Raw genomic sequence first — 13433 nt, forward strand, 5'->3', positions numbered from 1 at the left:
CTTAGAAGGTTTTGGAAATGGTCAGGACAGCACCTGTTTTTGCCAGGTTCTTTCCATCAGGTCCGACGTAGGCTTTCGTGTCGGCATAGACCGCCGCCAATGCCACCGTCACTACGCCGAAATCTTTGGTGACGCCCAGCTTGTAATCCGTGTAGCTGGAAGCGCCGTTGTGCTTGACGTTCTGATGGCCGGCGTGCACGTTCAGCACGTAGCCGTCGGCCAGCTCGAAGTTGCCCGAGGCATCGACGTAGCCGCTGTTCTTGCTGTCGGCAAAGCCGAACAGATTGGTCGTCGACTGCGAGTATTTCAGCGAGACGGGACCGTAGGAAACCTGGCCGTACAATTCGAAGGTATTGGCGCTCGGATGCAGGCCATTGGATGGATAGAAGTAGTAGAGGCCGCCGACGTCATAGGACACATCCTTGACGATCTCGCCCCGTTTGCCGGCGTACAGATCCCATTCGACATCGCCACTACCGCCCGCGTCCTTGGTCCACTTGATGGTGGACAGCCAGGTACCGGCGTAGAAGCCGGTCGGATTATTGGTATAGTCCGCGCCGCCCTGCAGTGCAGGTTTCAGACGGGTTTGCGATATGCCGCGGTAACGGTAGTCGCTGACAATGGCCGCATTGAAGCTGACTTCATTGTCCGGTTTCGCCTCGGCAGCGGGTGTCGCTTCCTCGGCGTGCGCCATGCCGGCGCTGATGGAGGCGAATGCTAAAGTCAACGCTGCGACCAGGGTGAAGTTCTTGCTCAAGCTTTTCATAATTGTTTTCCTTGTGTAGTTGAACTTATTTAGCAGTTGCGGTTTAAAATCCTGTGTGAAGCGAAGCGATGAAAGCGTTCATGGCTTCTTTAGCAGAATGCGTGCCAGCTAATGTTGCCGAGGTGATAGCTGCCGTATCAACATCGGCAACGGGACCGCATTTGAAAGAGTGTGAGAATGGGATGGGTGCGGCGGTGATGTTTCAGAATTTCGCACCACATTAACGCCGGGATGCACTGCAATGGTGCAGTGCATCGCTGGTTAGATCAAGGAATATTATGGATATGAACACTTTTTTCAACGACTTGCAAAGCAAGATCAATCAGGCCATCGAAAACTCACCAGCAAAGGACATCGAGAAGAACGTGAAGTCCATGATGACCCAGGGTTTTGCCAAGCTGGACTTGGTGACGCGCGAGGAATTCGATGTGCAGGCGCAAGTTCTGGCCAAGACCCGCGCCAAGCTGGAAGCGCTGGAAGCGCGTCTGGCTGAACTGGAAGCCAAAGCTGGTCAATAAATCCGTGCTGGCGCCCGCCCGTTTGGGCTAGCGCAAAGCACGGCGGCGGGCGTGGGCTACGCTGGCGGCTGGTATCCACTGGTCGTCCGCTATCCCATGAGCCTAGCCGTACTCAAAAGCCGCGCCCTGGCGGGCATGGAGGCGCAGGAGGTCAGCGTCGAAGTGCATCTGGCCAACGGGCTGCCGGCCTTCACCATCGTCGGGCTCGCCGACACCGAGGTCAAGGAAGCCAAGGACCGCGTCCGCGCCGCCATCCAGAACGGCGGTTTCGAATTCCCCGCGCAACGCATCACCGTCAACCTCGCCCCCGCAGATTTGCCGAAAGAGTCGGGCAGGTTCGACTTGCCTATCGCGCTCGGCATCCTGGCCGCATCCAAACAAATTCCCTCTTCCCGCCTGCATCAATACGAGTTTGCCGGCGAGCTGTCGCTGTCCGGCGAGTTGCGGCCGATACGCGGCGCGCTGGCGATGTCGCTGGCCACGCGCCGAGATGGCGGCACGCTGGCCTTCATCCTGCCGCTGGCCAACGCCGACGAGGCGGCGCTGGTCGGCAACGCCGCCATCTATCCGGCGCAATCGCTGCTGCAGGTGTGCGGCCATTTCGCGGCCAAGTCGGTCGAGTCCATGCTGTCGCGCCATGAATCGGCGCCGCTGTTGGAGTCGCTGGAGTATCCCGACTTCGCCGACGTCAAGGGACAGGTGTTCGTCAAGCGGGCGCTGGAGGTGGCGGCCGCGGGCAACCATTCGATACTGCTGGTTGGTCCGCCGGGCGCCGGCAAGACCATGCTGGCGGCGCGCTTCGCCGGCCTGCTGCCGGAGATGACCGACGAGGAGGCGCTGGAAGCAGCCGCCGTGCAATCGCTGACGGGCAACTTCCGCATCGAGCACTGGAAGCGGCGTCCCTTCCGCTCGCCGCACCATACGTCGTCCGGCGTGGCGCTGGTGGGTGGCGGCAGCGTGCCGAGACCGGGCGAGATTTCACTGGCACATCGGGGCGTGCTATTTTTGGATGAGCTGCCCGAGTTCGCGCGCAGCGTACTGGACGTGCTGCGCGAGCCGATGGAATCGGGCCGCATCACCATTTCACGCGCCGCCCGGCAGGCGGACTTCCCCGCGCATTTCCAATTGATCGCCGCGATGAATCCCTGCCCTTGCGGCTACTGGGGTCACACCAGCGGCGTATGCCATTGTTCACCGGATCTGATCCGGCGCTACCAGGGCCGCGTCTCCGGCCCGCTGCTGGACCGCATCGACATCCAGATAGAAGTGGCGGCAGTCGATCCCGAGATCCTGGCGGCCGATGCCGACGGCGAATCATCACGCACCATCGCCGCCCGCGTGCAGGCCGCCACCAACATCCAGCTGCAACGCCAGGGCAAGCGCAACCAATACCTGAACACACGCGAGATCGACCACTACTGCAAGCCCGAACGGCCCGCCAAGGCGCTGCTAAAACAGAGCATGCAACACTTCCAATGGTCAGGCCGCGCCTACCACCGCATCCTGCGCGTGGCCCGCACCATCGCCGACCTGGCCGGCAGCGAGCGCATCCTCTTCGCGCACGTCTGCGAAGCCGTCCAGTACCGGCAGGCGCTGCGCAAGATCTGAGACAACGACGGCAGCATTCACGATCCTTCATGCGAAACCGACGCCGCACCGCCGCAGTCGGGCGCAAGAAACGGAGTTCGCGCTCCATGGCGCTTCGATATCGTTGGCCTTGGAGAACTTGAAAGCACTCCACATCCCAACTCGATAATCTAAGGAATCCATCATGTCTACAGCCGAAACCAACAAAGCCATCGTCGGTCGCTGGTTCACCGAATTCTGGGGCGACACCTACAACCCGGCCGTCGTCGACGACCTGGCATCGCCCGACATGCTGCTGCAATATTCGCTGCACGAACCACGCCGCGGCCGTGAAGACATCAAAGCCTTCATGGGCGACTTCCGCGCCGCCTTCCCCGACCTGTCATTCGCCGGCGCAGCCGATCTGATCGCGGAAGGCGACTACGTCGTCGGCCGCTGGATCGGCGGCGGCACCCACACCGGCCCCGCCTTCGTCGATTTCCTGATCGGCGCGCTGCCGGCTGAAACCGGCCGGAAAATGCGCTTCACCGGCACCACGGTGCTGCGCCTCAAGGACGGCAAGATCGTCGAAGAACTGGGCCTGGACGACGGCGTCACAGCGCTGCAGCAACTGGGCCTGATCCGCAAGGCTTGATCGACCGGGCCAGCGGCGGCGGATGCAGGCCAGCATCCGCCGCCGCCCGTTCTAAATTCTGCCGATCCCGGCGCTAAGCGTCACCTCTTCGCTGGCCTTGCTGCTATATTGATCGATGCCCTTACAACCACGGGAAATCGATGACACGCTTGCCCCTCTACCTCGCCGCCAGCGCACTGCTGGCCGGCTGCGCCGCCACCCAGGTTCCGCTGACCGACTTCACCGCCAACTCCGGCAGCCCGCGCGCGCCGGAACAACTGGCCGTCACGTTTGAAAAAGCCGACCTGGCGCTGCGCGTCGATCCCGCCAGCCAAAGCATCAGCGGTGACGCCGCGCTGACCTTCCTCGCCGGCGCCCCGCTGACCCGCATCGCCGTCGAACTGGACCGCAACCTGCCCGTCGATTTCGCCAGCGTGGACGGCGTACAGCTGGCGCCATCCGCGATCAGCAACCCCGATGGCCGTCTCTACCTGACCTTGCCGACGCCGCTACAAGCCGGCGCCCGCACCACCGTCCGCATCCGCTACCATGGCGTGCCGCACGTGGCATCGCACGCGCCGTGGGACGGCGCCTTCATGTGGAGCAAAACAGCCGATGGCCAGCCGTGGATTTCCACCACCGTCGAAGGCGAAGGTTGCGACCTGTTCTGGCCCTGCATCGACCATCCGCAAGGCAAGCCGAAATTGATCGACCTGCACATCAGCGTGCCGTCGCCGCTGGTGGTGGCCGGCAACGGCATCGCCCTCGGCATGGAAGAGAAGGATGGCTGGCGCACCTACAACTGGCGCGCGAAAAACCCCAGCACCTACGGCGTGGCCCTGAACATCGGCCCTTACGAAATGCTGTCCGGCGACTACGACAGCCGCTACGGCAACAAGATCCCGCTGCGCATGTGGTACCTGAAAGGCCACGACAAGCAAGCCAATGGCCTGTTCGCCGAGTTCGCGCCGATGCTGGATTTCTTCGAAGCCCGCATCGGCCCCTACCCGTTCGGCGACGAGAAAATGGGCGTAGTTGAGACGCCGCATCTGGGCATGGAACACCAGACCATCAACGCCTACGGCAACGGCTACGCCAAGTCGCCGCTCGGCTACGACTGGCTGCTGCACCACGAGCTGTCGCACGAATGGTTCGGCAACCAGATGACCAACGCCGACTGGGACGACATGTGGCTGCACGAAGGCTTCGGCAGCTATATGCAGCCGCTGTACCTGGAGCATCTGCGCGGCGAGCGCGAGTTCCAGGCCGAGCTGTTCAACCAGCGCAAGTCGCTGCTGAACAAGGTGCCTGTCGTCAGCGGCAAATCGAAGCGCATCGAAGATGTCTACGAAGACGCGCGCGGCGGTCCCGGCAACGACATCTACACCAAGGGCTCGCTGATCCTGCACACGCTGCGCAACCTGATCGGCGACGACGCCTTCTTCCGCGCCACGCGCCGCATGGTCTACGGCACCGACACGCCAAAGCCGGGCAACTTCGAACCGCGCTACAGCAGCACCAAGGAATTCATCGCCATCGCCAACGAGGCCGGCGGCCGCGACCTGGGCTGGTTCTTCGACGCCTACCTGTACCACGCGGCATTGCCGGAGCTGGTCGAGGAACGCCACGGCAACCAGCTCAAGCTGAGCTGGAAGTTGAAGGACGGCGGCGCCTTCCCGATGCCGATCGAAGTACGCGTCAACAACCGCATCGAGAAGCTGGCGATGAGCAACGGCCAGGGCGAACTGACGCTGCCAGCGCAAGCGCTATACACTATCGATCCGAACTCCCGCGTGCTGCGCCAGCAAGCCCATATCGACGAATGGAAGCAGCAGGAAGAACAACGCAAGAAGAAAGCCAAGTCCTGATGAAAAAAATCTCCCTGGCGCTGCTGCTGGCCACTGCGCTGTCGGCCTGCAGCCCGCAATACGATTGGCGCGACTATCGCAGCAACGACGCTCCGTACGCCGTGCTCTTCCCCGGCAAGCCGGCCAGCCAGACCCGCAGCATCCGGCTCGATACCGTGTCGGTGAATATGACAATGACGGCGGCGGAAGTGAACGGGGTCATCTTCGCGGTCGGCAGCGCCCAGGTCGCGGAGGCGGCCCAGGGGCCGGCGGCGATCGAGGCCATGAAGACCGCGCTGGTCGGCAATATCGGCGCCACCGTCACCAGCAATAAATCGGCCACCGACGGCAGGCAGTCCACGCTCGATGTCGAAGCCAAGGGCAGCCAGAACGGCGAAGCGATGCGCCTGATCGGCCATTTCATCGCCCGGGACAAGCGGATTTACCAGGTCATCGTCATGGGCCGGGACAAAAATATCGTGCAGGACACGGTGGAAACCTACCTCAGTTCCTTCAAATTGAACTGAAAACCCGGTTCTGGCTTAGAAAGTGCTTAATTTGACGTGCGCTACCGCTCAGACAGATGGGTGTGCCTCTTGTAAAGTTCCACCAATAGCCTAATGTCACTACTACGGCATACCGTTCCACTACAAGACTAAGAAAGCTCTCTCTATGTTAATCGCCTTTAAATCGAAATCCAGTCCCGAAGTCCTGATGTATCAGGAACATGCCCAGCGCATTCTGGACCTGCTCCACAAAAACCCTACGCGCGGCGTCATCACGGCGGAAGAAGCGGCCCGCGCCCTGTCGGTGCTCGAACATGAAGTTGCCGAGAGCAAGTTGCACCCGGAAAGCGATGTCGAGCACGACATCCACAGCCACGAGAAGGAAGACGGCGAAACGGTGGAGCACGCCGTGATGCAGCGCGTCGGCTTTGCCGCCCGCGCCTTCCCGCTGCTGGAAATGCTGCGCTCGGCCAAGCAGGAAAACGAGAGCATCATCTGGGGCGTCTAAGCCACTAATCTCCCGCCAATGAAGCCTTGAGCGGGAGATCTATCGTAAAGCGCGTACCGACGTCGATCGCACTGTCGACGCGGATGCTGCCGTCCAGCAGCGAGGTCACGATGTTGTAGGTGATGCTCAGGCCCAGGCCATTGCCGCCCTGCCCCAGCTTGGTGGTGAAGAAGGGGTCGAAAATGCGCGCTTGATGCTCGGTCTGAATGCCCTTGCCGTCGTCCTGGAACACTATCCTCACCTGCTCCGATCCCAGCCGCACCGCCCACATCTTGATGACGCCGCCGCTGCGTCCCTCGAACGCATGCAGCAGCGCGTTGTTGATCAGGTTGATGATGACCTGGCCGTACGGGCCGGGGAAGCTGTCCATCTGTATATCGTCCGGCATTTCCAGCTCCACCTGATGGCCGGCCTTGCGGATCTGGTTCTTCATCGTCGTGACGATTTCCTGACTGGCCTGGTGCAGATTGAAATGGCGCCGCTTGGCGCTGGCCTGGTCCACCGCCACCTGCTTGAAACTGTTCACCAGCTCGGCCGCGTTATGCAGACTGCGCATCAGCAGCGTCGACGCTTCGCGCGCCGCATCGATGAAGTTTTTCAAGTCGGAACGACGCAGCTGGTTTTGCTCCTGGCGCTGGTCGATCTCGGCCGTCTTGTCTTCCAGCGTGCTGGCGATCACCAGGCTGTTGCCGATCGGCGTGTTCAACTCGTGCGCGACGCCGGCCACCAGCGAGCCCAGCGCCGCCAGCTTTTCGCGCTCCACCAGTTGCTGCTGGGTGTCGCGCAACTGCCGGTAGGAATCGGCATTGGCGAACGCCACGGCCACGTAGGAAGCCAGCGTGGTCAGCATGTCGAGGTCGATGCGCTGGTAGGCGTTGGCGCGGTAGCTGTGCACCGTAATCACGCCGCGCACCTGGCCCGCCACCGAGATCGGCACGTAGATCAGCGAGCGCGGCTCGGTCGGCAGCGAACCGTCTTCCAGCGTGCCCATGTCGTCGACGCCGGACACCAGTTGCAAGTGTTCGATGTAGCGCGAGTATTCCTGCTCCAGGTCGTTGATGAACACTTCCTGCGCATGGGTGATGCACCATACCGCCAGCTGGTTGGGCTCGCGCATGCTGCGCGTGTAGGGCGCGTAGCGCTTGCCCTTCTCCATCGCGAACGGATATTCGATCAGCTCTTCCTTGGGCCGGTAGATGCCGATGCCGAACACACTGGCGTCCATCAGCGCATGCACCTGCTGATACAGCATAGCCATGATGGCCTCGCTGTCGAGATTGGCCGTGATGCGGCGGCCGATATCCGACAGCAGCGAAATATTCCGGTGCGCCAGCTCCACGCTTTCCTTCTGCCGTTCGACTTCGCGCTTCTGCCGTTCTATCGATTCCTTCTGCTGCACCAGCTCGCGCGTGCGGCTGCCGACTTCCGCCTCCAGCGCATGCTTCTGGCGCACCAACATGCGGATGCGGATGCGGAACAGCAGATACGCGCTGCCCAGCGCCAGGGTCAGCGCCAGCAGCCGGAACCACCAGGTCTTCCACAGCGGCGGCGCGATGATCACTTCCACCGCCACCGGCTCGCTGCTCCAGACGCCGTCCTTGTTGGCGGCCTTGACGCGGAACACGTAGCGGCCGGGGTCGAGATTGGTGTAGGTGGCGAAGCGCTTGCCGGCGTCGGCCGTCACCCACTGCGGATCGAAGCCCTCCAGCTGATAGGCGAAGCGGTTGCGCACCGGATCGGCGTAATGCAGCCCGGCGAATTCGAACGAGAACACCGCGTCGCGATAGCTCAGATTGAGCGTCTTCGCTTCATAGATCGGGCCCTTGGCCAGCACATCGTTGCGCGGCTGGCCGGTCAGGATCGACTGATTAAAAATGGAAAAATCGGTGATCGATACCGGCGGCGCATGCGGGTTGTCGTGGATGCGCGAGGGCTGGAACGCCGTCACGCCGGACAGTCCGCCAAAGAACAGCGTGCCGTCGGCCGCCTTGTAGCCGGAGCCGATGAAGTAGGAACCGTCGATCAGGCCGTCGCGCGACGTGTATTCCTTGAACGCGCCGGTGTCGGGATGGAGCATCGTCAGGCCGGAGGTGCTGCTGATCCACAAGCGCCCCTGCTCGTCGCTGAGGATGGCGCCGATCGGGTCCGGCGCATGGGCCGCGCTGGTCGGGGTGTAGTGGAAGTGGAGCTCGCCGTCGGCGCCCTGCTCGGCGCGGCACAGGCCGGCGGCCGTGCCTATCCACAGGCGGCCCTTGTCGTCTTCGTAGGTGTAGTGCACGCGCTTGTGGCTGAGGCTGTCTTCCTTGCCCGGCGTGTGGCGATAGTGGCGGAACTTGCCGATGGCGCGGTCGAAACGGTCCAGGCCGTTTTCAGTGCCCAGCCACAGCACGCCCTGACGGTCCTCCATCAGCGAATAGATGCGGCCATCCAGGCTGTCGGGGTCGGCCGCGTCATGGCGCCAGGTGTGGACCGCGCTGGTTTGCGGGTCGATGCGGTGCAGGCCGGCGCGCGACGCCACCCAGATGACGCCGTCACGGTCGACCAGTATCCGCTGTATCGTCGCGGCGGCGGGATCGGCATCCAGCACGAAGCGCGTGAACGGGCCGCCGGCCGCATCGCGCCAGGCCAGTCCGGTGGAACTGCCGACCCATAGCCGGCCGCGCCTGTCGGTCTGCAGCGCCTGGATCTGGTCGCCGGGCAGGCTGGACGGATCACGCTCGTTGTGACGCCAGACCTCGGTTGCGCCGGTGACGCTGTCGAGCAGCGTCAAGCCATTGCCGGTGCCCAGCCAGTACTTGTTGGGGCCGGCGCCGGTAATCACGCGCACCTTGTTGTTGCTGATGCTGGGCATCACGCCCGGGTATTCGGTGTAGCGTTCGAAGCCGCCGCTGGTCAGGTCTACCCAGTCGAGGCCGGTGTACCAGTTGCCGACCCACAGCGTGCCGGTGCGGTCCTGGTACAGCGCGCTGATCTGGTTGTCGCCGACGCCGTGACGATCCTGGCTGTTGTGGCGGTAGGTGTAGAAATGCCGCGAGACCGGATCGCGCCGCTTCAAGCCGTCGGCGAAGCTGCCGGCCCACAGCACGCCATCGCTGTCGTGCAGCAGCGCGGGGATGCGCTGGTCGCGCAAGTCGTCGGCCGCGTCCAGCGGGATGCGCTCGGCGCCGTCGCTGCCCGGTCGCCAGGCCTGCAAGCCGCTCATCGTGCCCGCCCACACCACGCCGTCCGCGCCTATCGACAAGGACAGGATATTGTTGGCCGGCGTCGAGCCGCCCGATGGATTCAGATGACGGAACTTGCGGCCGCCGGCCACCAGCATCTCCAGGCCGCTGGCCGTGCCCACCCACAGATTGCCGGACTTGTCGCGCGCCAGCGCGCTGACGCGGTCGTCACGAATGCTGTCGGCGTCGGACGCCGCATGACGCAAGGCCTTCACCTGGCCGCTGGCGATATCGAGGTGCTGCAAGCCGTCGCTGGTGGACAGCCACAGCCCCTGCCGGCCGTCGCCGACGATGCTGAACACGGTCAGGTTGCCGCTGCGGCTGAGCTGGTGCACGAAAGACAGCGTGGCGGGATCGTAGCGGTCCAGCCCGCCCTTGCTGCCGATCCAGATGTTGCCGTTGCTGTCTTCGTACAGCGCATGCACATAGTTGTCGAGCAGGCTGCGCGAATTGGCAGGATCGTTCTTGAACGCCGTCATGCGATAGCCGTCGTAACGGCTCAAGCCGGCCTGCGTGCCCAGCCACATATAGCCGTGGCGGTCCTGCAGCACGGCTGTGACCGATTCCTGCGTCAGACCTTGTTCGACACCGAGGTGCTCAAACCGAAGGCTGAGCGGCGCGGCGCGCGCGATGGACAGCAACGCCAGCAAGAGCAAGCCGCATAAATGGACTGAACGTATTGCGTAACCAGGCATAGGGCAGCATCTCCGAGATGCGACCCATTCTAATGCACAACAGCAAAAAACCCCATGAATTCACAGCCCCGGTGAGCGCTCGGGCCTGCTCTGTCAAAGTATCTTCATGCTGACCGTCGCGTAGCGTCCACGTGCACGTAGCGGATTTGTTTGCGACGGTTGCCCAAGCTCACGGCGCGGGCGCGGGACCGGGATTAAGCTCATCCATTCACACCAACCATCGGGAGGCGTATGAATCTTCGTCTTGCAATTCTTGCACTGTCTGACAAATACGGTCTTTCAGACGATGACAGCGAACGGCTCCGGCAGCTGGCCGGCCTCGACGAACCGTCAGCGTGGCTGGCCGAGCACCTGCCATTGGGCAGCGCCATCCTCGGCGCTGCCCTCGGCGGACTGGGCGTGCTGTTCTGGATCGCCGCCAACTGGGCGTCGCTGCCCGCCTGGGGCCGATTTGCATTGCTGGAGGGCGCGCTGGCCTGCATGCTTCTCGGAGCATGGCAGCGGCCAGGCGCCAGGGTCGCATTGTCGCTGCTTGGCTTGCTGATCTGCGGCGGCCTGCTGGCCTGCATCGGACAGACGTACCAGACCGGCGCCGACGCGTGGCAACTGTTCGCACTGTGGGCCGCGCTCACGTTGCCGCTGTGCCTGGGCCTGAGACACGATGTGCTGTGGACCGCATGGACGATCGTCGCCCTCACCGCCGCGCTGCTGCTGTCGCAAGTCCGTAGCGCTGGCTGGTGGGATAGCGGGAATTCCCCGCTACTGAGCAGTCTCGGTTCCTGGATGCCGGCACTGGCGCTAGCGTTTGCCTATCGCTATGTTCCCAAGCGATACACCGGCACAGGCCTGTGGCCGATGCGGCTGTGCATGATCTACGCGACCATCGGCCTGGCGTGGACGGCGTTGCTGAGCATGTTCGCCGACGACAGCCTGGGCGTGTATCCCTTGACGCTACTCACCATCGCTTGCCTGGCGTACGCCTTCAGCCTGCCGAACATGTTCGATGTCTTTGTCTTCAGCGCACTGGGCCTGAGCGCCAATGTGATCGTGGTCAGCGGGCTCGCGAAACTCCTGCTGGGGCCAGGTAGCAACGACCTGAGCGGCGCGATGGTCTTCATTGGTGGGACCGCCGCAGCCATGCTGGCGGGGACCGTCAAACTGATCGTCGATCTGACACACCGTAACACGGAGGCGTCCTCATCATGAACCAATCGAGACTACAGCAGCTAATCCAGTCAGCGATCGAGCGTGGCATCCTGCCCAAAGACGCCTCGCTCGACGACACATCCCGTCCGTGGCCCATCGTGCTGCTGACCGGCGTCGGCGCATGGTTGGCAGCCATTCCCCTGTTCATCCTGATGTTCCTGATTTTTAATGCAACCCTGCTTGATGGCCCTTGCTGTTACATGCTGGGACTCCTCCTGACCGGCTGCGCGCTGACGGCCTTGCACAAGCCCGGACTACCGATCTTTGCAGAACATATGAGTTTGCCCGGACTGCTGGTCGGCGCCTCCTTGATCGGCTACGGCGTCTACCGCGATATGCCGTACGCGGTCGCCGGAGTACTGGTCACGGCGGTCAGCCTGGTCCTTGCATGGTTGGCGCCGCAGAACTGGTTGCGCACCTTGCTCGGCGCCCTGGCCTGCGCAACGTTCGTCGTGGCGACATCGGATGCAAGGGAATACAGCACGCTGTTCCCAAGCTGGAGCGGGATCCACTACGGATTGTTGGCATGGCTGCTGGCGCAGGCGTTCTTTTACGCTCGGCTGGTCGACGGCGATTACTCTGACACCATGATCGCGGCCGAATCCATCGCCAACGGCTGGATACTCTGGGTGCTGTTCGCCATCACCCACATTTCCGGCCCGTCGTTCATGAGCGGCGCATTGGCAGGCGGCTGGTATCCGCACGAACTGATGTCGGCGCTACTGGACGAACCAGTGCAAAAGATACTCTCCGCGCTGATGACGCTCGCAGCCGCCGCGTGGCTCGCGTACCGCTGGCCGTCCTTGCGCGCGCCGCGTTATCTTGTGGCGGCTGCGATGCTTGCAGCGTTTGCATGGCTGGTCCAAACGCTGGGGGCAATGCTGCTCGTGACGGCTATATTCGCCGGCAGCGGCCATTGGCGGCTGGCGGTTGCCAGCGCCATCGCAACTGCGTGGATCATTGGCACCTTCTACTACCAACTGAATGTGGCGCTGGCCATCAAGGCCATCATCATGATCGTCATGGGCGCAGCGTTCGGCCTGGTGGCGCGGCGCGGATGGCGTGGCGGCGTTCGGCCAGCGATTTTGGTAAGCACGATGTCCGGCACTGCGGGCCGATGGCAACGGCCCGGCATCGCGGCATCGCTGCTGGCCACGCTTGTGGTCGCAAATTTGGGGATCTGGCAAAAAGAGGAGTTGATCCGTACGGGCCGTCTAGTATTTCTGGAGGTGGCGCCGGTCGATCCTCGCTCGCTCGTGCAGGGCGACTACATGGCATTGAATTTCAAGATGCCATTGCCGGACGTATTACACACCTCCAGCCTCCTGGCGATCGCCAAAATTGATGCCCGCGGGATCGCAGTCGTCGACCGAGTCAAAGATACAACCGCCTTGGCTGGTGACGAGATCTTGATCGAATTGATACCGACGGGAAGCGGCCTGCGGCTAGCCAGCGATGCCTGGTACTTCAAGGAGGGCGAAGCGGATCGCTGGGCTAAGGCCAAATATGGCGAATTCCGGATAGACCGACAGGGACATGCCTTGTTGGTTGGGTTACGCGGCCCAGACCTGGAAAAACTATAGACGAAAAAAAGCCCACCAAGATCACCTGGTGGGCTTTTTAGTATAACTAGCCTGACGATAACCTACTTTCACACTGGTTGCAGCACTATCATCGGCGCAGAGTTGTTTCACGGTCCTGTTCGGGATGGGAAGGGGTGGGACCAACTTGCTATGGTCATCAGGCATTGACTTGTACGAGCGACGCTTTCAGCGACGCTCCGAATCTGGAAAAAGTAAGTAATGGGGTAATGAAGTTGTATCAACGAACGTTCCAACATACTTCTCATTCACCATAACCTGCTAAGGTTATAGGGACAAGCCGTACGGGCAATTAGTATCAGTTAGCTTAATGCATTACTGCACTTCCACACCTGACCTATCAACGTCCTGGTCTCGAACGACCC

General features: G+C 62.3%; 10 protein-coding genes and 2 rRNA genes. 8 read left to right on the plus strand and 4 right to left on the minus strand.

What is annotated here, in order from left to right; genetic code table 11:
• Position 1: 1 nt before the first annotated feature.
• Entirely contained in the window at positions 2 to 766 is a 765-nt protein-coding gene (locus tag GEV02_RS23900) for a TorF family putative porin (RefSeq protein ID WP_152840455.1), read from the minus strand.
• Between the two features lie 278 nt (positions 767 to 1044).
• Here GEV02_RS23900 and GEV02_RS23905 point away from each other — a divergent pair, with 278 nt between their 5' ends.
• From GEV02_RS23905 to GEV02_RS23930, 6 genes are all read left to right on the plus strand, one after another.
• Positions 1045 to 1284 carry an accessory factor UbiK family protein gene (locus GEV02_RS23905; protein WP_008444917.1) on the plus strand — a complete coding sequence of 80 codons (240 nt, stop codon included), beginning with the start codon at positions 1045 to 1047 and terminating at the stop codon, positions 1282 to 1284.
• Between the two features lie 96 nt (positions 1285 to 1380).
• Positions 1381 to 2892 (plus strand): YifB family Mg chelatase-like AAA ATPase, encoded by a 1512-nt coding sequence (locus GEV02_RS23910; protein ID WP_152840456.1) that lies wholly within the window; start codon positions 1381 to 1383, stop codon positions 2890 to 2892.
• Positions 2893 to 3055: 163 nt separating this feature from the next.
• On the plus strand, positions 3056 to 3505 hold the full coding sequence (locus GEV02_RS23915; protein WP_152840457.1) for an ester cyclase: 450 nt from the start codon (positions 3056 to 3058) through the stop codon (positions 3503 to 3505).
• A 140-nt stretch (positions 3506 to 3645) separates the two neighbouring features.
• Entirely contained in the window at positions 3646 to 5352 is a 1707-nt protein-coding gene (locus GEV02_RS23920) for a M1 family metallopeptidase (RefSeq protein WP_152840458.1), read from the plus strand.
• Positions 5352 to 5858: a hypothetical protein gene (locus tag GEV02_RS23925; RefSeq protein ID WP_152840459.1), complete on the plus strand. Its 507-nt coding sequence runs from the start codon at positions 5352 to 5354 to the stop codon at positions 5856 to 5858. The genes GEV02_RS23920 and GEV02_RS23925 overlap by 1 nt, the downstream gene beginning before the upstream one ends.
• Positions 5859 to 6003: 145 nt before the next feature.
• Positions 6004 to 6345, plus strand: a complete 342-nt coding sequence (locus tag GEV02_RS23930; protein WP_152840460.1) for a DUF1840 domain-containing protein — start codon at positions 6004 to 6006, stop codon at positions 6343 to 6345.
• A gap of 4 nt (positions 6346 to 6349) precedes the next feature.
• Here GEV02_RS23930 and GEV02_RS23935 read toward each other — a convergent pair whose 3' ends face one another.
• Complete coding sequence (locus GEV02_RS23935; protein ID WP_152840461.1) at positions 6350 to 10261, minus strand: sensor histidine kinase; 3912 nt, start codon at positions 10259 to 10261, stop codon at positions 6350 to 6352.
• Positions 10262 to 10492: 231 nt separating this feature from the next.
• Here GEV02_RS23935 and GEV02_RS23940 point away from each other — a divergent pair, with 231 nt between their 5' ends.
• Both GEV02_RS23940 and GEV02_RS23945 read left to right on the plus strand, forming a co-directional pair.
• Complete coding sequence (locus GEV02_RS23940; protein WP_152840462.1) at positions 10493 to 11467, plus strand: DUF2157 domain-containing protein; 975 nt, start codon at positions 10493 to 10495, stop codon at positions 11465 to 11467.
• Positions 11464 to 13050: a GDYXXLXY domain-containing protein gene (locus GEV02_RS23945; protein ID WP_152840463.1), complete on the plus strand. Its 1587-nt coding sequence runs from the start codon at positions 11464 to 11466 to the stop codon at positions 13048 to 13050. Before GEV02_RS23940 ends, GEV02_RS23945 begins: the two co-directional genes overlap by 4 nt.
• Positions 13051 to 13099: 49 nt before the next feature.
• Here GEV02_RS23945 and rrf read toward each other — a convergent pair.
• Together rrf and GEV02_RS23955 are read right to left on the minus strand one after the other, a co-directional pair.
• Positions 13100 to 13212 (minus strand): 5S ribosomal RNA (gene rrf / locus GEV02_RS23950).
• A 127-nt stretch (positions 13213 to 13339) separates the two neighbouring features.
• A 23S ribosomal RNA gene (locus tag GEV02_RS23955) occupies positions 13340 to 13433 on the minus strand; the annotation flags it as partial.

This window comes from Rugamonas aquatica (assembly GCF_009380215.1).
Classification (GTDB): domain Bacteria; phylum Pseudomonadota; class Gammaproteobacteria; order Burkholderiales; family Burkholderiaceae_D; genus Rugamonas; species Rugamonas aquatica_B.

Excerpts from the sequence above, each read along its gene's own strand:
- GEV02_RS23905 (WP_008444917.1), top strand. The coding sequence starts at position 1,045 with ATGGATATGAACACTTTTTTCAACGACTTGCAAAGCAAGATCAATCAG.
- GEV02_RS23930 (WP_152840460.1), top strand. The coding sequence starts at position 6,004 with ATGTTAATCGCCTTTAAATCGAAATCCAGTCCCGAAGTCCTGATGTAT.
- GEV02_RS23910 (WP_152840456.1), top strand. The coding sequence starts at position 1,381 with ATGAGCCTAGCCGTACTCAAAAGCCGCGCCCTGGCGGGCATGGAGGCG.
- GEV02_RS23945 (WP_152840463.1), top strand. The coding sequence starts at position 11,464 with ATGAACCAATCGAGACTACAGCAGCTAATCCAGTCAGCGATCGAGCGT.
- GEV02_RS23935 (WP_152840461.1), bottom strand. The coding sequence starts at position 10,261 with ATGCCTGGTTACGCAATACGTTCAGTCCATTTATGCGGCTTGCTCTTG.
- GEV02_RS23920 (WP_152840458.1), top strand. The coding sequence starts at position 3,646 with ATGACACGCTTGCCCCTCTACCTCGCCGCCAGCGCACTGCTGGCCGGC.
- GEV02_RS23915 (WP_152840457.1), top strand. The coding sequence starts at position 3,056 with ATGTCTACAGCCGAAACCAACAAAGCCATCGTCGGTCGCTGGTTCACC.
- GEV02_RS23940 (WP_152840462.1), top strand. The coding sequence starts at position 10,493 with ATGAATCTTCGTCTTGCAATTCTTGCACTGTCTGACAAATACGGTCTT.
- GEV02_RS23900 (WP_152840455.1), bottom strand. The coding sequence starts at position 766 with ATGAAAAGCTTGAGCAAGAACTTCACCCTGGTCGCAGCGTTGACTTTA.
- GEV02_RS23925 (WP_152840459.1), top strand. The coding sequence starts at position 5,352 with ATGAAAAAAATCTCCCTGGCGCTGCTGCTGGCCACTGCGCTGTCGGCC.